19 protein-coding genes are annotated in these 24804 nt (G+C 32.7%); 13 read left to right on the forward strand and 6 right to left on the reverse strand.

Annotation, left to right across the window (positions count from 1 at the left end):
• The first annotated feature begins 17 nt into the window (after positions 1–17).
• From NHF47_RS01945 to NHF47_RS01960, 4 genes are all read left to right on the forward strand, one after another.
• The gene (locus NHF47_RS01945; RefSeq protein ID WP_252763337.1) at positions 18–959 is read left to right on the forward strand and encodes a ribose-phosphate pyrophosphokinase; all 942 of its coding nucleotides are present in this window, start codon (positions 18–20) and stop codon (positions 957–959) included.
• Positions 960–1010: 51 nt separating this feature from the next.
• Positions 1011–1616 carry a 50S ribosomal protein L25/general stress protein Ctc gene (locus NHF47_RS01950; protein WP_140998108.1) on the forward strand — a complete coding sequence of 202 codons (606 nt, stop codon included), beginning with the start codon at positions 1011–1013 and terminating at the stop codon, positions 1614–1616.
• Positions 1617–1790: 174 nt separating this feature from the next.
• Entirely contained in the window at positions 1791–2408 is a 618-nt protein-coding gene (gene pth / locus NHF47_RS01955; RefSeq protein WP_252763338.1) for an aminoacyl-tRNA hydrolase, read from the forward strand.
• Between the two features lie 40 nt (positions 2409–2448).
• A complete protein-coding gene (locus tag NHF47_RS01960; protein ID WP_252763339.1) occupies positions 2449–2985 on the forward strand; it encodes a hypothetical protein in 537 nt (178 codons plus the stop codon).
• A gap of 54 nt (positions 2986–3039) precedes the next feature.
• Here NHF47_RS01960 and NHF47_RS01965 read toward each other — a convergent pair whose 3' ends face one another.
• The 3 genes from NHF47_RS01965 to NHF47_RS01975 all read right to left on the reverse strand — a co-directional run bounded on the left by NHF47_RS01965 (position 3040) and on the right by NHF47_RS01975 (position 12692).
• Positions 3040–6288 carry a reprolysin-like metallopeptidase gene (locus NHF47_RS01965; protein ID WP_252763340.1) on the reverse strand — a complete coding sequence of 1083 codons (3249 nt, stop codon included), beginning with the start codon at positions 6286–6288 and terminating at the stop codon, positions 3040–3042.
• A 136-nt stretch (positions 6289–6424) separates the two neighbouring features.
• Positions 6425–9775 (reverse strand): reprolysin-like metallopeptidase, encoded by a 3351-nt coding sequence (locus tag NHF47_RS01970; RefSeq protein ID WP_252763341.1) that lies wholly within the window; start codon positions 9773–9775, stop codon positions 6425–6427.
• A gap of 112 nt (positions 9776–9887) precedes the next feature.
• On the reverse strand, positions 9888–12692 hold the full coding sequence (locus NHF47_RS01975; RefSeq protein WP_252763342.1) for a reprolysin-like metallopeptidase: 2805 nt from the start codon (positions 12690–12692) through the stop codon (positions 9888–9890).
• An 83-nt stretch (positions 12693–12775) separates the two neighbouring features.
• Here NHF47_RS01975 and NHF47_RS01980 point away from each other — a divergent pair, with 83 nt between their 5' ends.
• From NHF47_RS01980 to NHF47_RS02005, 6 genes are all read left to right on the forward strand, one after another.
• Positions 12776–13300 carry a hypothetical protein gene (locus tag NHF47_RS01980; RefSeq protein ID WP_252763343.1) on the forward strand — a complete coding sequence of 175 codons (525 nt, stop codon included), beginning with the start codon at positions 12776–12778 and terminating at the stop codon, positions 13298–13300.
• Between the two features lie 97 nt (positions 13301–13397).
• Entirely contained in the window at positions 13398–14330 is a 933-nt protein-coding gene (locus NHF47_RS01985; RefSeq protein ID WP_252763344.1) for a bifunctional riboflavin kinase/FAD synthetase, read from the forward strand.
• The gene (locus NHF47_RS01990; protein ID WP_252763345.1) at positions 14327–15625 is read left to right on the forward strand and encodes an HTTM domain-containing protein; all 1299 of its coding nucleotides are present in this window, start codon (positions 14327–14329) and stop codon (positions 15623–15625) included. The genes NHF47_RS01985 and NHF47_RS01990 overlap by 4 nt, the downstream gene beginning before the upstream one ends.
• 75 nt (positions 15626–15700) lie before the next feature.
• Positions 15701–16144, forward strand: a complete 444-nt coding sequence (locus NHF47_RS01995; RefSeq protein ID WP_252763346.1) for a hypothetical protein — start codon at positions 15701–15703, stop codon at positions 16142–16144.
• Between the two features lie 63 nt (positions 16145–16207).
• Positions 16208–17293 (forward strand): biotin synthase BioB, encoded by a 1086-nt coding sequence (gene bioB, locus NHF47_RS02000; protein ID WP_252763347.1) that lies wholly within the window; start codon positions 16208–16210, stop codon positions 17291–17293.
• Positions 17294–17366: 73 nt separating this feature from the next.
• The gene (locus tag NHF47_RS02005; RefSeq protein WP_252763348.1) at positions 17367–18233 is read left to right on the forward strand and encodes a cupin-like domain-containing protein; all 867 of its coding nucleotides are present in this window, start codon (positions 17367–17369) and stop codon (positions 18231–18233) included.
• Positions 18234–18290: 57 nt separating this feature from the next.
• Here the strand turns inward: NHF47_RS02005 and NHF47_RS02010 are convergent, their stop codons facing one another.
• The 3 genes from NHF47_RS02010 to ileS form a co-directional block, all read right to left on the reverse strand.
• On the reverse strand, positions 18291–18899 hold the full coding sequence (locus NHF47_RS02010; protein WP_252763349.1) for a lipoprotein signal peptidase: 609 nt from the start codon (positions 18897–18899) through the stop codon (positions 18291–18293).
• An 82-nt stretch (positions 18900–18981) separates the two neighbouring features.
• Positions 18982–19362: a TraR/DksA C4-type zinc finger protein gene (locus NHF47_RS02015; protein ID WP_130736387.1), complete on the reverse strand. Its 381-nt coding sequence runs from the start codon at positions 19360–19362 to the stop codon at positions 18982–18984.
• Between the two features lie 61 nt (positions 19363–19423).
• Positions 19424–22825 (reverse strand): isoleucine--tRNA ligase, encoded by a 3402-nt coding sequence (ileS, locus tag NHF47_RS02020; protein ID WP_252763350.1) that lies wholly within the window; start codon positions 22823–22825, stop codon positions 19424–19426.
• 268 nt (positions 22826–23093) lie between these two features.
• Here ileS and NHF47_RS02025 point away from each other — a divergent pair, with 268 nt between their 5' ends.
• The 3 genes from NHF47_RS02025 to NHF47_RS02035 all read left to right on the forward strand — a co-directional run bounded on the left by NHF47_RS02025 (position 23094) and on the right by NHF47_RS02035 (position 24778).
• Positions 23094–23846, forward strand: coding sequence for a DJ-1/PfpI family protein (locus tag NHF47_RS02025; protein ID WP_252763351.1), 753 nt, complete (start codon positions 23094–23096; stop codon positions 23844–23846).
• Between the two features lie 14 nt (positions 23847–23860).
• Positions 23861–24301, forward strand: a complete 441-nt coding sequence (locus NHF47_RS02030; RefSeq protein WP_252763352.1) for an SRPBCC family protein — start codon at positions 23861–23863, stop codon at positions 24299–24301.
• Between the two features lie 78 nt (positions 24302–24379).
• On the forward strand, positions 24380–24778 hold the full coding sequence (locus NHF47_RS02035) for a lipocalin family protein (protein WP_252763353.1): 399 nt from the start codon (positions 24380–24382) through the stop codon (positions 24776–24778).
• Positions 24779–24804: the final 26 nt, after the last annotated feature.

Below are 24804 nucleotides of genomic sequence, written 5' to 3' on the forward strand. Positions count from 1 at the left end.
CTAAACAACAATTTAAGATGTCATACAACGAGCCTGAAGCAAAAATATTTGCATGTTCTCAGAGTGTGTACTTAGCGGAAAAAATAGCGGAAAGCTATGGTGTTCCACTAGGTAAAGTTACGTTCTCAAAATATAGTGATGGAGAATTCCAACCCTCATTTGAAGAGTCAATAAGAGGTCTACGCGTTTTTCTTGTTTGTTCTACATTTCCAAGTTCAGACAATCTAATGGAATTGTTATTGATGATTGATGCAGCAAAAAGAGCTTCTGCACGTCATATAACAGCAGTAATTCCTTATTTTGGCTGGGCAAGACAAGATAGAAAAGACAAGCCAAGAGTTCCAATAGGAGCAAAATTGGTAGCAAAACTATTAGAAACAGCTGGCGCTACTCGTATTATGACTATGGATTTACATGCTGATCAAATACAAGGATTTTTTGAAAAACCAGTAGATCATTTGTTTGCATCAACCATCTTTTTACCCTATGTAAAAAGTTTGAATTTGGAAAACTTAACTATAGCTTCACCAGATATGGGTGGTTCTAAAAGAGCATATGCTTACTCAAAATTTTTAGAATCGGATGTAGTCGTTTGTTACAAACAACGCAAAAAAGCAAATGTAATAGACACTATGGAACTAATTGGTGATGTTACAGGTAGAAATGTTATTCTCGTAGACGATATGATAGATACTGGAGGAACATTAGCTAAAGCCGCTGATGTAATGATGGAAAGAGGTGCTTTAAGTGTTAGAGCAATATGCACGCATCCAATATTATCAGGCACTGCCTATGAAAAAATAGAGAATTCTAAATTACTAGAATTAATTGTAACCGATTCTATTCCTTTACAGAAAGAATCAAAAAAAATAAGAGTGGTTTCTTGTGCCAATTTATTTGCTGAAGTTATGCATATGGTACAAAATAACAACTCAATAAGTGGTAAGTTTTTAATGTAATTTACCATAATAATTTATAGAATTTTAATTAATTATATATATATTTTAACAATGAAATCAATTACGATTAAAGGATCAGAAAGAGAAAACGTAGGCAAAAAAGCAACTAAAGCCGTACGTGATGCTGGAATGGTTCCTTGCGTTATTTACGGAGGAAATCAACCAGTGCATTTTACAGCAGATGAAAGAGCATTCAAAGAATTGGTATACACTCCAAACGCACACACTGTTGTAGTTGAATTAGAAGGTAAAAAAATGGATGTTATCTTACAAGACATTCAATTCCACCCTGTATCTGACAAAATTTTACACATTGACTTTTTCCAATTAAACGATGACAAAGAAATCGTTATGGAAGTTCCAGTGAAAGTAGTAGGAAAATCTCCTGGAGTTATGGCAGGAGGTGTATTACGCTTAAACCAACGTCGTTTAAAAGTAAAGGCATTACCAAAAAATTTACCTGACTTCGTTGAAGCAGACATCACTCCACTTGAAATGGGTAATAAATTATATGTTACAAAAATCAAAACAGATAATTTTAAATTAATGCACCCAGACAATACGGTTGTATGTCAAGTGAGAATTTCTCGTGCTGCTATGAAAGCTGCTCAAGAAGCTGCAAAAGCTGCAAAAGCTGGAGACAAAAAGAAAAAATAATTTTAAATTATTTATATTTTCAAAGCATCAGTTTTACTGGTGCTTTTTTATTTTAAACCTGTATTTGAATGATAAAGTCAATCGCAAGTCTTTGTATACTGGTTAAAAGAAATTATTTTTGTTGCACTAACTATATGAAAATAGAAAAGGCATTTTCAAATAAAAGATTACAACATGAAATGGCTAAAAAGAATTTTCAAAACAAATGATACGAATATAGATTCTATGAAAAAGTTTTTAATTGTAGGCTTAGGAAACATTGGTTCAGAATATGTTAACACCCGTCATAACATTGGTTTTAAAGTATTAGATTATATGGCTAACCAAGAAAGTTCTGCTTTTCAAACCGTAAAATTAGGTGATGTCGCAGAAGTAAAAATAAAAGGCCGTTCATTGTTTTTATTAAAACCAAATACCTACATGAATTTGAGTGGAAAAGCAGTTAAATATTGGATGGAAAAAGAAAACATTCCAAAAGAAAATATTTTGGTAATTACCGATGATTTAAATTTACCCTTTGGAACAATTCGCATTAAAAGTAAAGGGAGTGATGGCGGACATAATGGGCTAAAAAACATACAATTGCTTTTAAACACAGCTGAATATCCAAGATTTCGTTTTGGTATAAGTGATGCATTTAAAAAAGGACAACAAGTTAATTATGTACTTGGAGAGTGGAGCGAGGAAGAGAAAGAAAAATTAAAGGAAAGATTGGAAGTTGCTACAGAAATTATTAAATCCTTTGCATTAGCTGGTTTAAATAATACGATGAATACTTTTAATGGCAAATAATTTATTTTTAATTATCTTTATATGAGATAAATAAAAAATAATGAAAGTAATTACAGGAATCATTTCATGTGTTTTTTTTACGTTCTGTTGTCCAATGAAAAACAATGAAACAAATTCTAAAATAAACAAAAACGGCATTGTTGAAAAACAAGACTTTAAAAATTGTCCCTCAGATGGACATTGTACTATCTCGATAATTAAAAATAAAAAAATAGTTATCCAAAAAGATGAAATAAACGGCATTTATTACACTCTAGAAGACAATGAAACTAATTCTATCCTTAAATATACCTACCTAAAGCAAGGTCATAAAGATGCTCTAGACGATAATTATACTGAAGACGTAATTATTCCTTTTGAACATACAAAAACCAATTTAGAATTAAAAGATGCTGAGCTTAAGGGAAAAAACATCCTTTTTGGTAAACATTGTTATTGTAAAGATGAGGCAGGATACTATGTCATTGAAAAAGGGAAACTATTTTTAAGTATAAAAGAAGATAGCTATCTTTTAAAATTTGATTTTGAAGTTAGCAATATAACACAAAAAATTAGTTCCATAGATGTAACTTTTTAATAAAAAAGCCCTTTGTATTTGCAAAGGGCTTTTTCTATTCAAAGAATAAAAAGCTTAATCAATAATCATTCTTTTAACTGCTCTAGCAATTCCATCAGAAATAGCAACTAAATAAACACCTGATTGTACTCTATTTAGATTTATTTCTTGATTAAAATTACCTGTATTAGAAAAAGATTTTTGGTACACTTGTCTTCCACTCATATCATAAACATCAACAGCTATATCATTTGATGATGTAGACATTAATTTAACTGTAAAACTTCCATTATTAGGATTAGGATATAAAGCGAAGTCATCAAAATCAAAACTTTCTGATCCTAGAGGTTGAACGGTACATACATTTAAGCTCCAGCTGTTCAAATTACCTCCATCTTGATTAAAAGCATCTGAAATTGTCAAGGTCCAAGTACCTGTCGAACTTTGACCGTTAAAAGCAGATAAAGATTGTCTTGGCATTACTGTTCCAGATATTCCTGGATTATTACCACAAACAATAGCAACACCAGAATCGTCAAAGGTTGCAACTACATTATTAATACTTGCATTAGGATTACATTCTCTAGAAAATAATTGAACCACAGTTCCTGAAGGACTTGTTAAAGTTGCCGTTAAGTCATTAATCCAAGTATGCGTAACATTCATAGTTATATTTACATCTGCGATAGTTCCTCCAGACGGAATGTTTAAAGTAGAAGTAATGGTAGGTGTTCCTGATGACGAAATGGCTACCGGTACATTAGGTGAAGAAGTTGAAGCACAAGAAATAGTACCTGTAGTAAAACGGAAAGGATTTCCAAAAACACCTGTACAAGTAGCGTTTTTAGGTAATACTCTCCAAAAGTAACTTGTGCCTTGAGATAAACCACTAACACTATAAGAGTTTGTAGTCGTATTCCCAGAACTTACAATAGTTGTGAACGTATTATCTGTCGCTACCTGAACATCGTAAGAAGTTGCATTTGGATTAATATCCCAATTTAAGGTTAACGATGTATTTTGACCGTTCGCATTATTAGCAGGACTTGTTAATAGAACTGGATTGATACCTAGTGACAAATAAAAGGGAACTGTTTTAGTTATTGCACCTGAAGTAGCACTCACAATAATTTGATAATCACCTCCAGCAACTGCATCTAAATTGCCTAGCGTAAGAGTAACAACTCCGGTAGCATTCATCGTATTAGGAGTAAATGTAACGGTTGAACCTGGTGGATTACCTGAAACACTAAAAGTGGTGTTTGAATTAAAACCACCATATGTAGCGTAGTTAATATTGTAATTTACAGTCGCTCCAGAACAATTATAAATATTCTGTGTTCCTTCTACACCAGAAAAAGCTACTGAAAAAGAAGAAGGAGCTGCAGTAATGGTAAAATTGGTATTAGAGATATCATAAAAAATATGATTATACCCTCTAACCATTATTCTATTTTGACTTCCAGGATTATTTGGAACAGTTATGGTTTCAGAACCATCGTTAGGTACTTTGCTAGCTAAAAGGATTGGATATGTGAATCCTCCATCTGTAGAAAGCAAGATGTCAACATAAGAAGCATTAATAGCGTTAGCATCTGTACCAGCAACATCCCAAGTTACATTTTGATTCGTCCCTACTGTCCAAGAAACTGCCGTATTTGGTGAACTTACTAAAAAAGGACCCACTGAAGCTGTTGTTACAACCATTTCATCAATTCCAGTCTGACCACCATTAGGAGCCCTATTGTCTCTAACCGTTAACGCAAAATTCATTGTCCTTGCTACATTGGGAACAACTTCCCATGTAGGTGCTAAATTATTATTTACTACATCTTGTATTCTTGGCATATATCTATCTGGTGAAGTAACTGGCAGTCTTGATCTAAAATTTGGTCCAGATGTAGCGGTTTGTTGAGGAGGCTGAACCGATATTTCTGTATTGGTTTGTTCCCAACAATAGGTTAATGCATCACCATTTGCATCTGTTGCACTACCTTTCAATATAAATGCAGTTCCTCTTGGAATGACATAATCTGGTCCTGCATTTACAACTGGTGCAAAATTACCATTGGCGGTAGTATTTGCACAACTAGTTCCTAACAAAGTTCTTGTGTTGGCTTCTGCTATGCTTATAAAACTAAAATGAGCATCGGAATTTGATTGAACATTTTGAGGAGAACATATACCTGCATATGCCATTATAGTGGTTCCACTTCCTGGTTCAACAGCTGTAGCGTTATTTCTGTTACCACCACCACAACTTCCGCTACTTCCATTAAAAGTATGGTTACAACCAAATTGATGCCCAATCTCATGAGCTACATAATCAATATCAAAAGGATCTCCTACAGGTGAACTGGTTCCAGTAACACCTCTTGCTTTTTGAGTATTATTACAAACTACTCCTAGCCCAGCTACTCCACCTCCGTTAGTACTTACTACATGTCCAATATCATAATTAGCTGTTCCAATAACGCTAGTAACGTTACTTTGATTCTCTCCTAACATAGCTCCTCCATTATTATTCGTGTAAGGATCGGTAGCACCATCAATATAAATTATTAAATTGTTATTTGCAACCAAGGTTAACCTAGCTGCAAAATCCCTTTCATATATACTGTTAACTCTATTCACTGTTACCACTATTGCCGCTTGAGCTCCTGCTACTGTACCCCCATGAAAGGCAGCATATTCACCTGTACAAGCCATTGCTAATCTATACACTCTAAAATTTCCATCACTTGCCCTATTTAATTCGTCTTCATTTATCTCAGATTTAAAAATATCATGGTTCATTTCATCAAAACTACATTCGAAACCATTGGTTCTTAACAAATTGGATCTATTATAAACTATATAGTTTTTTAAATCGGAAGTGTATGTGTCAATATAAGTTGTCCCAGAATTACCTGACAAAATCATGGCATGCAATCCAAATTCAGTTATACTAAATCTCATTGTTGCCGTAGGATCTTCAATACCTTTTCCTAAATAGGTTTTAATATCAGGGAATTTAACTGCTAAACCTTCTTCCATAACTGGCGAATCATAAATGCGAAATTGGTTTAATACCCCATTTGAAACTGGAAACGTAAGGATTATATTTGACGTTTGCCTTGACAAATCATTTGGGGCTCCTATTAATTTTTCTTTTAAGTCTGAGAGGTTTAATTTATACAATTGAAAAGCTGTTGGCATTGAATTTCTAGTTGCTTTCGAAAATGTACTCAACTCGCTTTCTGTTGTTTTTTCCCAAATATTCTTTTGAGAAAAGCCACTACAAAACAGCAGAAGCATAAAAAAATGGAATAATGTTTTTTTCATTGTTTAATTTATTTGGTTTCATACAAATATAACAATTAAAAAGAAACACAACTCCATTAATCTATTAGTCAGATAATTACAAAAAAAGGAGCATTAATTAATGCTCCTTTTAAAATAAAATATGAATATCTTACTATTATTCTATGATTATTTTTTTCATAATTTTTTGTGAACCATCAGTTACACTCACCATGTAAACCCCAGCTTGAACATTGTTTAATTCAATATTTTGATTGAAGTTTCCTGTATTTGAGAACGATTTAACATATACTTGTCTTCCACTAATATCATATACATTAATATCTATATTATTAGAAGATTCAGATGTAAATTTCACGGTAAAACTACCATTATTAGGGTTTGGATACAAAGTAAAATCTTTTAATTCAAATTCTTCTGTTCCTAAAGGCTGAACGGTACAAACATTTAAACTCCAACTATTTAAGCTTCCACCATCAAGATTATAAGCATCTGCAATTCGTAATGTCCAAGTACCTGTTGAGCTTTGTCCATTAAACCCTGATAAAGTTTGAGATGGTATTCTTGTTCCAGTTAAAGTTGGTGTAGTCCCAGCACAAGTTAAAGCTGAGCCAGAATCATCAAAAGTTACATTTATATCGTCTGCAGAACCACATACATTTGCAAACAAAACAACTTCAGTACCTGAAGGACTTATTAAAGTTGCTGTTAAATCACTCACATAAGTATGGGTAACATTCATCGTAATATTTACATCACTAATATTACCGCCTGAAGGTATATTTAAAGTTGAATTGATAGTAGGTGCTCCAGAAGAAGAAATCGCTACTGGTACATTAGTAGAAGAGGTTGAAGCACAAGAAATGGTTCCTGTGGTAAATCTATTAGGGCTACCAAACGAACTAGTACAAGTAGCATTTTTAGGTTGCACTCTCCAGAAATACTCTGTTCCTTGGGAAAGACCTGATAAATTATATGAATTTGTAGTAACATTTCCCGAACTTACAATAGCTGTGAATGTATTATTTGTTGAAACTTGAACATCATATGAAGTTGCTGCTGGAATAACATCCCAGCTTAATGTTAGAGAGGTGTTTTGTCCACTTGCATTATTAGCTGGCGTAGTCAAGACTGGATTTCCTAAACCTAAATATAAATAAAACGGAACTACTTTGTTAGTTCCTCCTGAAGTACCAGTAACTGTAATAGCATAATCACCAGAAGGGGCAGACGCTAAATTTGAAACTGTCATTGTTACGGTACCATCTGTAGTCATGCTCGATGGAGTAAAACTTGCAGTTGCTCCAGTTGGTAATCCAGCTGCGCTAAAAGTTGTTGTACCTGAAAAGCCATTTAATGCTTTGTATTCAAAAGTATATGTAGTTGTAGTTAAAGTACAAGCTATTGTAGATTGTACAGAACTTTGTGCAATACTAAAAGTACTTGCTGGAGAGGTAACTGAAAAATTAGCATTTGAGATATCAAAGAAAATATTCTGATTACCTTTCACCATAATTCTATTGTTTGACCCCGTATTATTAGGAATAGTTATAGTTTCACTTCCATCATTTGGAACTTTATTGGCCAATTGTATTGGATAAGTAAGACCGCCATCTGTAGATAAAAACATATCTACAAAAGGAGTATTAACACCGTTTGATGTTGTTCCTGCAACATTCCAAGTAACATTTTGATTGGTACCCGAAGCCCAAGAAACAGCGGTGTTTGGAGAAGTAACCACAAATGGTCCAGCAGCAGAAACAACGTTAACAGCCATATCTCTATAAGCAGTTTGACCTACTTTTTGTGAACCCGTAGTCGATACATATGGAGAATTATCTCTTACTGTTAATCTAAAGTTTAAAACTCTTGAAACCGAACTTAATGCCTCTGTTAAAATTCCAGCATCGTTTCCTGTGGCTGCTGTAGTAGCAGAATTTGCTATTATAGAAGTCAATCTAGGAAAATATCTTGAAGGAGAAGTTGTTGCAGGAAAAGTTAAAAAATTAGGCCCTATTACTTTTGTTGTACTAGCACTACTTGCAGCACCTGTACTACCACCAGCATCATCATTTTGTTCCCAACAATAAGTTAACACATCACTTGGATTAGCATCGGTTGCGGAACCAGTTAATACAAATGGAGTACTAATTGGAATGGTGTAATTATTCAAAGCAGCGACCACAGGCGTTGCATTATTTGCAGAAATATTTGTAGTTGTTCCGCATGATTTAGTAGCTAAATTATTTTGAATTTGTTCGATTGTAGCTTCGTGGAAAATATCAATTGAATGGGGTGCCACATCTTGTGAAGTAATTCCTGCATATCCCATGATTGTAATTCCAGAACCCACTTCTTTGCTTACTCCAGCTCCTTCATTAGAATTTGAGAAAGTATGATTTCCACCTAATTGATGTCCTACTTCATGAGCAACATAATCAATATCGAAATTATCACCTTGAGGAATTCCATCAGCAGGTGAAGTAATACCTCTACCTTTTGTAGCTCCTGCACCACCAGAAACCCCATCCACACAAATACACCCAATACATCCTGCATTACCACCACCACCGCTTCTACCAAACATATGTCCGATATCATATGCAGCATTATTTGCTGCTAAACTTGTGCTTGGACCTGTTAATGAAGTATTAATTGCATTTTGCAATTGTGTATTCCACTGTCCTAACGTATCTGAATAAGGATCGGTTGCCGGATCGTAATAAATAATATTTGTTGTACTGGCTACTAAATTAAGATGCATTGCCAAGTCTTTTTCATATATTCCATTACAACGTGTTAGTGTAGCGTTAAACGCAGCTAATACCAAACCTACTTGTGTGCTATTAGTTGCTCCAAAATAATTTGCATATTCTCCATTACACGATTGAGCTAATCGATATACTTTTAATTGTCCTGCACTAGATCTATTCGTCTCTTGATAATTTCTTTTTGCATGATCAACCATTTTTTGTTCTTCAGTAGAACATGTCCAAGCTAAACGACCTTTATCTCTACTTGATCTAAAAACAGCATACGTTTTGTGATCTTGAGAATACGCTTCAATAAATTCATTTCTAGTTTCTGTTCTAAAAACCATAGTTTGAATTCCTTGAGGGGAAATACTTAATTTTAAAGTGGCACTTTTATCTGTTAATCCTTTTCCAGAATATGCTCTAATTTCAGGGAATTGAGCTTGTAAATCTGGTTCAAAATTTGAGGCTTCATATACTTCAAACTGCTCAATTTTACCATCAGCATTGGGCAATGATATAATAGTTGAAGTTCTAGAAGCGTTTTTTCCTACTATAGAAAATAAATCTTCTCTAAGTTGTGAGATTTCTAAATCAAATAACTTAAATTCTTTGGGAAATGATTGTCTTGCAACAGCTTTATCTGTAATGATATTGCTGTCTTGGTCATTATGCTTTGACCAATAATCACTTTTTTGCGAAAAAGAAAAGTTCGCTAAAAAGAAGCAAAAAAGCATTAGTAATAATTTTTTCATAATATTTTATAAAATTTGTTTTGTTTGCAACAAATATAATTATAAAAAAACAATTATTTAACAAAAAAAGGAAGCTTAATAAGCTTCCTTTTAATAAAAATATTTTTTTATTTTAATTTACAACAATTTTTTGAACTGCTTTTCTATTACCATCTTGAATATTTACAATATATATTCCTGATTGAATACTATTTAATTGTACCTCTTGCTCAAATAATCCAGAATTATTGTATTCGTTTGAAAAAACTTGTCTTCCCCTCATATCATATACTCCTATATTAATCTTACTTCCAGTATTAGAAGTAAATTTCACATTAAAAGATCCACTATTTGGATTTGGGAATACCACTAAGTCTTCAATAGTTACAAAAGTATCTGAAGACAATACTGGGACCAATTCATTTCTACATAAATTAAAACTAACTGTATTTAAAACTGCAGCACCATTATTAGAATTTAGAACATTATCTGACACATATATTCTCCATCCTCCAGCAGAATTATTACCTACATAATTAGCAAAATTAGTTGCAGAAAAAGGAATTGTTGGCGCCATATTTGTGGTATTTGCACAATTTACAACTGCACCTTGAGAATCAAAAATTAAATCCATATTAACTGGTGCTTGTGCACTACATGGAGCATTATACCATAATGCTGTATCTAAAGAAGCTTGCCACGGGGCTCTAATTGCGACTCTCATTTCACTAACATTTGGATGAGTTGCTACAATTCTAACATTCACATCAGTTAAAGTATAAGAATCATCTATTTGTAAACCTCCTACTGTATAAAGATTTGCTGAATCTTCAGTAATCGACTGATTTAAATTAAATGTGTAGTCTGTACAAATAGTTTGGTTCTGATAAGTATAATCTCCTATTGCAATGTTTTTAGAATTCACATTAAAGAAGATATTAGCAGAGGCTTTTACCATAATTCTACAATTTGGTTGCGTTATATTTGGAACAGTTATCACTTGAGTACCATCATTAGCGGTATTCGCTAATATAACATTCCATGTAGCTCCATTATTAGACGTGTAAAGTATGTCAACTGTATTTCCACCCGAAATACTATTTGTATTATTTACTGCCCATGTAACTGTTTGTGTACTTCCTGGTGCCCAAACTAAGCCATCTGTATTTTGTGATGTAACTGTTAGAGGTCCTTTTGTAGCATCTACAGTAACAACCATACTACTTGTTTGTGTTTGCCCTCCAGCAACCACATTATCTCTCCCTGTCAAAGTAAAATTTAATGTTCTAGCAACTGTAGAAAGAACTTCCCAAGTACTACTTTGCCCACTTAATATATTACTCATCGCTGGTAAATACCTAACAGGTTCTGATGAAGGGGAAAAAGATCTAAAGTTTGGCCCATTCGTTTTTGTAGGGGAAGGGAAAGACGCAGTTTGTCTTGCCGAAACTTCTGCAGCAGTTGGGTTATTTGGGTCAGCGGGTTGTGCTATTCCTGTTTCATCGTCGTTTTCCTCCCAAGTGTAAGAAAGTGTATTACCATCTGGATCACTACCTGTCCCTGTTAAAACAAATGGAGTTCCTCTAGGAATAGTATAATTTGAACCAGCACTTATGATTGGAGTCTGATTTGTTAAACTTGTAGTAACAGGACAACTTTTAGTAGCTAAATTATTTTGGATTTGAAGAATACTTCTATATGCGAAATAATCATCCGAATTTGACTGAACATCAGTAGCACCTGTAATCCCAGCATAGGCCATGATAGTTGAACCTGAACCTGGCTCAACATTTACACTATTATCTTCAAAAGAATGAGAAAATGTATGATTAGCACCTAATTGATGTCCCATTTCATGTGCTACATAATCGATATCAAAACTATCTCCCGATGGAATTCCATTAGCAGGCGAGGTATAACCACTTCCTTTATTTCTATCGAATAAACTAGATGTATCATTTCTACAAACACAGCCTATACAACCTGCATTTCCACCTCCACCAGAAGCTCCAAATAAGTGTCCTATATCATAAGCGGCATTACTTGCTGCTAAACTTGCCCCTAAACTTGCGGATAAGTTATTTTGTAATTCTGTATTCCAATCTCCACTTGCTCCAGTAGAAGCGTCTGAATAAGGATCAGTTGCTGCATTATAATATATAATGTTATTTGCATTGATAATATTTAAATGTAAGGCCAAATCTCTCTCAAAAATACCATTAACACGAGTCATGGTATTATTAAAAGCTGCTAAAACCAAACCTACTTGAGATGAATTTGTTGCACCAAAATAATTCGCATATTCTGCCGTACAAGACAGCGCTAAACGCATTGTTTTATAAACCCCATTGTTTGATCTTGAATCTAAATTTGATGCACTTTTTAAAACTGTCTCTACCAATTCCTCTTCTGTACTACATGTAAAAGGAACATTCCCTTTAGTTCTAGATGAATTAAAAACAGCATAAACCTGAGAATCAGCAGAGTACAATTCTATAAATTCATTTGCTTTATTTGTTCTAAAAATCATCGTTTGTATTCCATCTGGTGAAATACTTAATCTTATTTGTGAATTTTTATCATCCAATCCTATACCCACATAAGCCCTAATATTTGGAAATTGAAGTTGAAGTTCTTCTGTGAAATTTGAAGCTTCAAACATCGCAAACTTTTCAAATCCTCCTTGTGAATTTGGAACAGTAATAATAGCTTGAGAATTCTTAGCAACCATTCTATCAGGAGCTGTTAAAAGAATGTCTCTTAAATTTTCTAGTTTCAATGAATACAGAGAAAATTCTTGTGGAAAACTTGATTTCGATACATTTTTCGAAAGACTTGTAATATTTGATGCATTTTCTAATGTCCAAAACTCATTCTTTTGAGCATTTACATTACAAAAAACAAAAAAAGCAAAAACAAGTAGTAATTTTTTTTTCATTATTTTTGAGTTTAATTATAGAGGTTATAAAAGTAATTTTTATTTTATTCTGTAGCAAATTTATATTAAAAAAACAATTGGTCATGATTTATAGAATATTCTTATTTTTTTTTATTTTTTTTTCTTGTTCTAGCAAAAAAGAAATACTCAATGAAGAAAACACAAAAAAAACAAATACTCAAAAATTTATTTGCCCAAATGAAGGTTATTGTTTGTTAGAAGTTCTAATTGATAAATCTTTACAAATAAAAACGGTAAACAATACCTTATTATTTACTTTGATAGATAATAAGGAAAAAATTACGATTCATTTTCAATATTCTAAAAACCTTGAAGATATAGCTATTGATGGTGGTTATAGAGAAGAATACTTTTTTGAAATAGATAACAATAATCATAAGGGTGATTTAACAGACAATGCTCTTGAACAAGTAAAAATGCTTTTTGGAAAGTATACGAATAGTAGGGGCAATAACAATGGTTTACATTTACTTAAAAACGGACATTTAACTTACGAAGTTAATAACGGAAAAGTTGATTTCAGTTTTTCTACTGATTTAACCGAACCAATAATTAAAGAAATTTATGCAACCAAAAATGAATTATAAAAAACAAGAATCATTTACTACAAAAGAATACTAAAATTATCTTTTCTCTTAACAAAACTGAACTTAAAATACTTATTTTTGCTAGAAATATTTAGCCTTGAACATTTTTAATTCTATTTCTTCATTTACAAGTACTACAAAAACTATTGTTACCATAGGCACTTTTGACGGAGTACATATGGGTCATAAAAAAGTACTTAACAAGCTACACAATTTAGCTATTGAAAAACAAGCTGAGAGTGTTTTGCTTACTTTTTTTCCGCACCCAAGAATGGTATTACAACAAGATTTAGATATTCAACTTCTCAATACGATAGCAGAAAAGAAAAAGCACATTGCTTCTTATGATATTGATCACTTAATTATCCATCCTTTTGATTTAGAGTTTTCTCGACTTACTGCTGAAGAGTTTGTTAAAAATGTACTGGTCGATCAATTAAATATTTGCGCTATAATCATTGGATACGATCATCGTTTTGGTAGAAACAGAACAGCAACCATTGAAGATTTAATTAATTTTGGTGTTAAATATAATTTTGAAGTGGAACAAATAACCGCTAAGGAAATTGACGAAATTACCATTAGTTCTACTAAAATTAGAAATGCATTATTAGAAGGAGACATTACAACAGCCAATACTTTTTTAGGATATAATTATACCCTTCATGGAGAAGTTATAGAAGGAAAAAAACTGGGCAGAACCATTGATTTTCCAACCGCTAATTTAAAAGTTGATGAAAAGTACAAATTAATACCTAAAAATGGAGTTTATATGGTTTCTGTTGAAATAAACAGTAACCCATTTTTTGGAATGATGAATATTGGTACTAACCCAACGGTATCGGACAGTGAACAAAGTATTGAAGTGCATCTTTTTGATTTTAATGAGTCTATATATCATCAGAATATTACCGTAGGCTTTTTGGAACGCATTAGAGAAGAGAAAAAATATGATTCTTTAGCTGATTTAAAAGACCAACTAGAAAAAGACAAACGATATTGCTTGTCTAGACTAAAAAACTATTCATGAAAGCTTCTTTTTTCAAAACTGTTGATATTGCTCCATTAGTTGTTTTTAGAATTTTCTTTGGATTCTTAATAGCTTGTGAAAGTTTTGGTGCAATTGCAACGGGTTGGGTAAAAAATGTACTTATTACACCTCAATTTACGTTCAGCTTTATTGGTTTTGAATGGTTACAACCTTTACCAGGCAATGGAATGTATTATTACTTCATAGCCATGGGGATTTTGGGCCTTTTAATTATGTTAGGCCTTCGCTATAGAATAGCAATTTTTAGTTTTTCCATCTTGTGGACCGGTGTTTATTTGATGCAAAAGTCCTCGTATAATAATCATTATTACTTGCTTATGTTGATAAGTTATATCATGATTTTTTTACCCGCAAATCGGTATCATTCTTTAGATATAAAACTGGGTTTTACCTCAGAAAAAAAAGCTGTTCCTTATTGGATTAATTGCATTTTCATCATTCAAATTGCAATTGTTTATTTCTATGCATCAGTCGCAAAAATTTATCCCGATTGGCTAGATGGTACATTTACCAAAAACCTTTTACAAGGTACAACTAGCAGACCCTTTTTTTTAGAAATCTTTGCAAAAAAATGGTTTTATTTATTTATTGCTTATGCAGGAATTTTATATGATTTATTTATTATTCCATTACTCTTATATAAAAAAACAAGAACCCTAGCTTTAATAGCTTCTTTGTGTTTCCATCTCTTTAATGCAATAGTTTTGCAAATTGGCATTTTTCCATTTTTTGCTTTAAGTTTTGCTTTATTTTTCTATGAGCCCGATACAATTAGAAAGCTTTTTTTTAGAAAAAAAGAACCTATTTTGTCACAATCAAACGATTATAATCAAAAATACAACTGGTATTACCTGTTTATCCCCTATCTCATCATTCAATCATTAGTACCGTTACGACATTACTTTATTAAAGGAGATGTTTTATGGACAGAAGAAGGACATCGGTTGAGTTGGAGAATGATGTTACGAGAAAGAAGTGGTCATATTTCTTTTGAAGTAATTGAAAATCCTACCAAACAAAGGATGATCTATGATCATACCAAAGACCTTAGTACAAAACAGGCCAGACAACTCCCTGTTAAACCCGATTTTATTTGGCAATATTGTCAAAAAATAAAACGAGAGTATAAAGGGAGAGACATTTCTATTTACATAAGATGCGAAAATTCAATCAATAGAAAACCCTACAAACTTTTAATTGATCCTCATTATGATATGGCAAAAGCCAATTGGAATTATTTCTTTCATAACGAATGGCTTTTACTATACAATTAACTATTTTTTATAATTTGATAATCAAACGATTATGATTTTTTTGTACCTTTATAGATAACAAAAAATCAACATATTATGAAAAACTCAATTGAAATTAAAAATGGCCTTCTCATTTTTTTAGGAATTGGCTTATTTTTTCTTACTATGGACATGGTAGGTTTAGCAGATAAAAATTATCTAAGAATTTTGAATGCATTAATTGTATTATATGGAATAAACAGAACCATACAATACAACTTCCATCATGGCAAATCAGATTATTTAGAGAATTTAATTTCTGGTTTTAAAACAGGAATTATTGGTGTATTTCTTGGAATTGTAGGGTTAATTATTTTCGTTTATCTGAAAGGTGGAGAAGCTTATTTAAGTAAATTATCGGACACCTTTTTCTTTGTTGGGAAAACCAATATTATCAAATATGTTAGCGTTTTATTATTTGAAGGTATTGCCTCAAGTTTAATTGGTTCTTTTGCATTAATGCAATATTGGAAGGATGTCGTTGTAAATTCTAAATATTAATTGCAGTAATAATTTTTTTGGTTCAAAACTAATTCGCTACTTTTGAAAACTAAAAGAATTTTAATGAATACGATTAGATATAATTGGACTAAAGAAGAAATTATTCAGCTTTATAATAAACCTCTAATGGATTTATTATTTGAAGCAGCAAGTGTACATAGGCAATTTCACAACCCAAATGTGGTACAGGTTTCTACCCTACTTTCAATAAAAACTGGAGGTTGTCCAGAAGACTGTGGCTATTGCCCTCAAGCGGCACGTTATCATACCAATATTGAAGGAAACGACTTAATGACTGTTTCCCAAGTAAAAGCACAAGCACTTAGAGCGAAAGCTTCTGGTTCCTCTAGAGTTTGTATGGGAGCTGCTTGGAGAAACGTAAAAGATGGTCCTGAGTTTGATCAAGTTTTAGAAATGGTAAGAACAATTAACAAACTTGATATGGAAGTTTGCTGTACTTTAGGAATGATTACCGAAAATCAAGCAAAACGTTTAGCAGAAGCTGGATTATATGCCTACAATCATAATTTAGATTCTTCAGAAGAATATTATAAAGAAGTAATTTCTACAAGAGGTTATGAAGACCGTTTAGAAACTATTGAAAATGTTAGAAAAACAAACGTAACAGTTTGTAGCGGCGGAATTATTGGTATGGGAGAACAAATTGAAGACAGAGCTGGAATGTTAGTTGCTTTAGCTTCATTAAATCCCCAACCAGAATCCGTTCCAATTAATGCTTTAGTTGCAGTTGAAGGCACGCCATTGGAAAATGAAAAACCAGTAGAAATTTGGGATATGATTCGAATGGTTGCTACCACACGAATTGTTATGCCAGAAACACAAGTTAGACTTTCTGCAGGAAGAACTCAAATGAGTAGAGAAGGACAAGCCATGTGTTTCTTTGCAGGTGCAAACTCCATTTTTGCGGGTGATAAATTACTTACCACTCCTAATCCCGATGTAAATGAAGACATGAAAATGTTTGAGTTATTAGGATTAGAACCTCAAAAACCTTTTATCAAGAAAATGCAACCAGAAACTGTTGAAGCTGAAAACTCGAAATATCAGCCTTTAGGAGAAAAACCGAAATGGACGAGGCCAGGTCATGTGATTGAAAGAAATTTAGAAGCTTCACAGAAAGGAAAATAAAGTTTTCATAATTTTTTAAAATTTTGATAACAATTAAATAAATTTGCTCTAAGAAAACTTAGAGCATTTTTTTATGTCTTCACTACATTTAAATGAAATAGAACGTGTAGAAACCATATCACAAGAAGATTTTTACACGCATTACGTAAAAAAACAAAAACCAGTAGTTATAGAGAAATTAACTAAAGACTGGCCTGCGTATTCCAAATGGAATTTAGAATATATTAAATCAATTGCTGGAGACAAAACAGTACCTTTATATGACGATCGTCCGGTTTCGTATAAAGATGGTTTTAATGAAGCTCATGCCAAAATGAAAATGAGTGATTATATTGATTTATTACAATCTAAACCTACGAATTATCGCATTTTTCTCTACAACTTAATGAAAGAGGCTCCAGCGCTTCAAAACGATTTTAAATGGCCTAAAATTGGACTAAAGCTAATCAAGCAGCTTCCAATGCTGTTCTTTGGAGGAGAAAACTCAAAAGTATTTATGCATTATGATATTGACTATTCCAATATTTTACATTTTCATTTTCATGGGAAAAAACAATGCATTTTATTCTCGCAAGAAGCCACACCTTACTTATATAAGATACCTCATTCCTTAATTTCAAGAGAAGATATTGATTTTGAAAATCCTGATTTTGAAAAATTCCCAGCATTGAAAAAAGCCAAAGGATTTATTTGCAATTTAAATCATGGCGAAATGTTATATATGCCAGAAGGATATTGGCACTATATGAAATACATAACTCCAGGCTTTTCAATGAGCTTGAGAGCTTTACCTAAAAAACCAAAGCATCTGTTCAAAGCGGTATATAATGTATTTATCATGCGCCATTTTGATAATTTCATGAGAAAACAAAAAGGCCAAGCATGGATAGACTATAAAAACGAAAAGGCTATCATTAACACCCATAAAAATATTGCTTAAAACCTTTTTATGCTATGCAATTAAACACATTAAAAACAAAAGTTAAAGTACAAATTCTTATTCCTTTTTATTAGCAAATGCTCTTTTATTAAATACAATTAAAATACCAACTCCAGTAGATATTGCCATATCTGCAATATTGAAAATAGCATTAAAAAAGGAAAAATGTTTTCCACCCCAAATAGGTAACCATTCTGGGAGATTACCTTCCCAAAAAGGAAAATATAGCATGTCAACTACTTCGCCATGAAACCAAGTTCCATAAGGGTCTTCTGAAAAAGCTGTTGCCACTTGATGATAGCTATCATTGAAAATAACACCATAAAAAACAGAATCAATAATATTACCTATTGCTCCTGCTAAAATAAGGGAGATTGCTACAATTAAATATTTGGATTGCTTTTTCTTAACAGCATCCCAAAGCCACCAAGCTATTCCAGGAACAACTATTAAGCGAAAAAGAGTAAGCGCTAGCTTTCCATATTCTCCGGGTATTACTGCTCCCCATGCCATACCTTCGTTTTCAATAAAATGAATACGAAACCACTCTAAATCAAAAACTTTTATTTCTTCGTTAATAAAAAAATGAGTTTTGATATAAACCTTAGAGATTTGATCAACAAGTAAAATAAGGACAACTATTAAATAAGCTTTCTTTAATGACATTCTGTTAAAATTTGAACAAAAATAAGGATTTTACTAAAAAAAAACGCTCCTGTAGGAGCGTTAATGTAATTTTATAATAAGATTAACGTTGCGAATTTTTTGCTTCGATGCTCATAGTTGCATGAGGAACCACTTTTAGGCGCTCTTTACTGATTAATTTCCCTGTAACCTTACAAACACCATAGGTTTTGTTTTCAACACGGAATAACGCATTCTTTAAGTCTCTAATAAATTTTTCTTGTCGAGTAGCTAACTGGGAGTTTGCTTCTTTTGACATGGTTTCACTTCCTTCTTCAAATGCCTTAAATGTAGGTGAAGTATCATCAGTACCATTATTTAAATCATTCATATAAGCACTTCTAATTAAATCCAAATCGGCTTGTGCTTTCTCTATCTTTTTTAATAAAATTTCTTTAAACTCAGCTAAATCTGCGTCTGAATATCTTAATTTTTCATCAACCATCATTTCTATGTATTAAGGTTATTACTAATAAATCATATCTAAAAAGAGTTAATTTTAGACCCTATTTCGATATTAACACAACTGTTTTTACTTCATCAAACTCAATTTCTATACCATTATCAATTTTAGGCATAAAAATTAATTCTTCGGTTAGTGTTTCTGATTTAATATACGTTTCATTTTCTAATACAGATTGCTCTATTACAGCATTATTTTGAATATGAACTTTTATTTTATCAGTGACTTCAAATCCTGAATCTTTTCTAATATTCTGAATTCTATTTACTAACTCTCTCGCAACACCTTCATTACGTAATTGATCATCTATCGTAATGTCTAATGCTACTGTTATTCCATTGGAATTTGCTACTAACCAACCTGGAATATCTTGTGAAGAAATCTCCACATCTTCGGTTGTTAAAGTAATACTTTTTCCTGATATGTCAAGCATTATCTCACCGTCTTTGTCTAATTGATTGATTTGTTCTGGCGACATATTTTGTATCTCTTTGGAAACCAGACCCATATCTTTACCAAAACGTGGTCCTAATGCTTTAAAATTAGGTTTGATTTGCTTTACCAATACGCCCGAAGCATCATCTAACAACTCTATTTCTTTTACATTTACCTCTGCTATTATCAAGTCTGCCACAGCCTCAATTTCAGACTTAAAAACCTTGTCAAGTACTGGAATCATTACTCTTTGCAAAGGTTGACGCACTTTAATCATCTCTTTCTTACGCAACGACAATACTAAAGAAGAAACGGTTTGTGCTTTCCACATTCTGCTTTCGAGTGATTTATCAACAAAGTTTTCAACCATTACTGGGAATTCCGCTAGATGAACACTCTCAAAAGATTCTTTTCCAGTAGCTGTATTTAAATCTTTGTACAAACGATCCATAAAGAATGGAGCGACTGGAGCACTTAATTTAGCAACAGTTACCAAACAAGTGTAAAGCGTTTGATAAGCCGCAATTTTATCGGTTCCATACTCTCCTTTCCAAAACCTTCTTCTACACAAACGAACATACCAATTACTTAAGTTTTCTTGAACGAAATCAGATATTGCACGAGTAGCTTTGGTTGGCTCATAATCTGCATATGCTTCATCTACTGTTTTAATTAAAGTATGCAATTCAGACAAAATCCAACGATCTATTTCTGGTCTTTCGTTTAAAGGAATTTCTGCTTCATTGTACTTAAATCCATCAATATTGGCATATAACGCAAAGAAAGAATAAGTATTATATAGTGTTCCAAAGAATTTTCTTCTTACTTCTGCAACACCTTCAATATCAAACTTTAAGTTATCCCAAGGATTGGCATTTGAAATCATGTACCAACGGGTAGCATCAGGTCCATATTCTGCTAAAGTGGTAAAAGGATCAACTGCATTTCCTAAACGTTTCGACATTTTTTGCCCGTTTTTGTCTAGTACCAAGCCGTTTGAAACTACATTTTTATACGCAATTTTATCAAAAACTAAGGTTCCAATCGCATGTAATGTATAAAACCATCCACGGGTTTGATCGACACCTTCCGCAATAAAATCGGCAGGAAAATCTTTATTTGCATCAATCTTATCTTTGTTTTCAAATGGGTAATGCCATTGTGCATAAGGCATTGCTCCAGAGTCGAACCAAACATCAATTAAATCAGTTTCGCGCCTCATTGGTTTACCTGAAGAAGAAACTAAAACAATATTGTCAACTACATTTTTATGTAAATCGACCAATTCATAGTTTTCTTCCGACATATTCCCAATTACAAATTCCTGATATGGATTTTCTTTTTGGAAACCAGCCGCAATTGATTTTTCAATTTCATGGTATAATTCTTCTACAGAACCAATGATAATCTCTTCTGTTCCTTCTTCATTTCTCCAGATAGGTAAGGGTATTCCCCAATATCTAGAGCGCGATAAATTCCAGTCGTTTGCATTCTTCAACCAATTTCCAAAACGTCCTTCTCCAGTTGCCTTTGGTTTCCAGTTAATGGTTTCGTTTAAATCGAACATGCGTTCCTTTACTTCAGTAACTTTAATAAACCAAGAATCTAATGGATAGTATAAAATGGGTTTGTCAGTTCTCCAACAATGTGGGTAACTGTGTACATATTTTTCAACTTTGAAGGCTTTATTTTCTTCTTTTAACTGAATAGCGATTTCAACATCTACAGAACGTTCTGGCGCTTCTCCATCATTATAATATTCATTCTTCACATACTTTCCAGAATAACTACCTAAACCTTGAATAAACCTTCCTTGTAAATCAACTAAAGGCATTAAATTCCCATTGGCGTCTTTTACTAACATTGGAGGCACTTCTGGTGTAGCTTCTTTAGCTACTTTCGCATCATCTGCTCCAAAAGTAGGTGCAGTATGGACAATTCCTGTTCCATCTTCTGTAGTAACGAAATCTCCTGAAATTACTCTAAAAGCATTTTCCGGATTGTCATTTGGCAAAGCCAATTTCATTAACTGCTCATAACGAATACCTACTAAATCGGCTCCTTTGAATTCTTTTACTACTTGGTAAGGAATTTTTTTATCTCCTTCCTTGAAGTTTTCAAAATCGCTAGCTTCTGTTGATTCAAAATAGGTCTTTCCGAATTGTTTCCCGACTAAGTTTTTCGCTAGAATAACTTTTACAGGTCGGAACGTATATTGATTGAAAGTTTCTATTAGAACATAATCAATTTTTGGACCCACTGTTAAAGCGGTATTGCTAGGTAACGTCCATGGAGTAGTTGTCCATGCTAAAATATGAATCTCTCCTAATCCTTGTAAAAAATCAGGTAATGTTGCTGTAATGGCTTTAAATTGAGCTACCACAGTCGTATCGGTAACATCTCTATAGCTTCCTGGTTGATTTACTTCATGCGAAGACAAACCTGTCCCTGCTTTAGGAGAATAGGGTTGAATCGTATAGCCTTTATACAATAAATCTTTATCATAAATTTGCTTCAACAACCACCAAACAGTTTCCATATATTTGGATTTGTAAGTAATATATGGGTTTTCCATATCTACCCAATATCCCATTTTTTCAGTAAGATCATTCCAAACATCCGTGTAGCGCATTACTGTACGTTTACACGCTTCGTTGTATTCTGCAACTGTTATTTTAGTCCCAATGTCTTCTTTAGTAATACCCAATTCTTTTTCAGTACCTAATTCTACAGGCAATCCATGTGTATCCCAACCTGCTTTACGCTTCACTTGGAATCCTTTTTGCGTTTTATAACGGCAAAAAATATCTTTAATAGCACGTGCCATTACGTGATGAATACCAGGCAATCCATTTGCTGAAGGAGGTCCTTCAAAAAACACATAAGGGGTATTACCTTCACGAGTGCTCACACTCTTATCGAAGATGTTTTCTTTTTTCCAAAAATCCAATACTTCAGACGCAACTGTTGGTAAGTCAAGTCCTTTATATTCAGTAAATTTAGTACTCATTATATCGCTTTCTAATTTGAAGATGCGAAAATACTAAATTTCAAATAATTGTGGGGTTTTTTTAACCAAAAAAAGAGGGTAAGTACGTTGTTGCATCCATTCCTTCTATATTACTCCACTTAAATACGGCTTTAATACGGCTTAATAGCTTTTTTAAGCACATAAATGAAAAGAATAAATATTCTTAAATCTAATATTCTTGATTCCTTTTTTAACAAATACTTGCTTATCTTTGATACTCTTATATTTCGCAAAATCTACTCAATAAATGAAAGCATATTCACTTATTTTAGTTCTCTTTTTTATAAGTTTAATCGCTTGTAATTCCAATAAAAAAACGAATGAATCCTCAGAAACTACAAAAGAAATAACAGAAAGTAAAACTGACACCTTAACCGAACACCTAAAACCATTTAACCCTGAACTTCCTACTATTGGATTGCTGATGTATAATGGTGTTTTACAAAGCGAAGTTGTAGCAACTTCAGATGTTTTTGGCAAACCAACGGAAGACGGTAAACAGCTGTTTAATGTCATTGCAATTGCCGAAACTAAAAACCCTGTTACAACTGAAGAAGGTTTGCACTTTGTTCCAGATTATACGTTTGAAGACTGTCCAAAATTAACCGCATTATTTGTACCCAGTGCTTATGACATGTATGCACAAGTACACAACAAAAACCTAATTGATTTTATAAAAAAGAAAAACAAAGAAACCGATTACACCGTTAGTAACTGCGGTGGAGCTCAATTAATTGGAGCCTCTGGAATTGCAGACGGACACAAAATTGTGACTTGGATAGGCGGAGGAAAACAATTGCAAATAGACTATCCTAATTTAAAAGTACAAAATGATAGTTTAATAACCTATATGGAAGACGGTAAGTTTCTTTCTTCAAATGGCAATTTAGCAAGTTATATTTCGGCTTTACAGTTATTAGAAAAAATGACGTCACCAGAACATCGCAAATTTGTAGAGAGTTATTTGTATTTAGATCGTCTTCAAAATTGGAAAGACTAAAAAACGTTTGAAATATGATTGCAGAAAATGAAATTTATAGCTCTAGAATTCTAGAAGCACCTGTTAGAAGAGTATACCAAGCTTTTGCTCAACCTCAACATTTAAGAAATTGGTGGGGACCAGAAGGCTTTACTAACACCATACATGAGTTTGATTTGCGACCAGAAGGGAAATGGGTTTTAACCATGCATGGACCTGAGAAAGGAAATTATGAAAATGAATCTGTTTTTACCGATGTACAACCAGAAAAATTAGTAGCTTGGAAAAGGCTTTCACAACCTTTATTTAATATGGAAGTGCATTTTAAAAAAATAGATGAGAAAAACACGGAAATTGCTTTTCGAATGATTTTCAAATCGGTTTCGGAATGTGAAAAAATTAAGTCTTTCGCAGTCCCTAAAAACGAAGAGAATTTTGACCGATTGGAAAAAGAATTATCTTTCGTAATCATTTGATTATAAAATTCTTTTTTATTGTAACGCAACTTTTTAGAAAAAATTCCATCTAAAAAGAAAACGAACAAATAAAACGTCATGAAAAAAACATTTTTTATTTTTATAATTGCTATTCTTTCCTTTTCTTGTAACGACGATGACCACGATTGTCCAGATAATGAATTTGTAGGCAGTTGGAAATTAATAGAAGTATTAGCCGATCCTGGTGATGGGAGTGGAACTTTTATTCCTGTAGAGAGTTCAAGAACTTTAACCTTTAAAAATAATGGAATTATAACTACTAATACCTCATTATGTAATCCTTATTCAGATGAAATTAGAACTTCGGGTTCTTATGATGTATTGGAGAAAAAAATTTACACCAATTGTGAAGGTGCTAACATTTCCAGCATTTCTTTTAAGATGGAAAATGAATATTTAATTTTAGATTTTTTTTCGTTGGAAGGCTATTCACAAAAATTTGAAAGAGTACAATAATTCATTTTTATGCAATCCAATTTTTA

The sequence above is a fragment of the Flavobacterium sp. NRK F7 genome (assembly GCF_024054195.1).
Taxonomy (GTDB): Bacteria; Bacteroidota; Bacteroidia; order Flavobacteriales; family Flavobacteriaceae; genus Flavobacterium.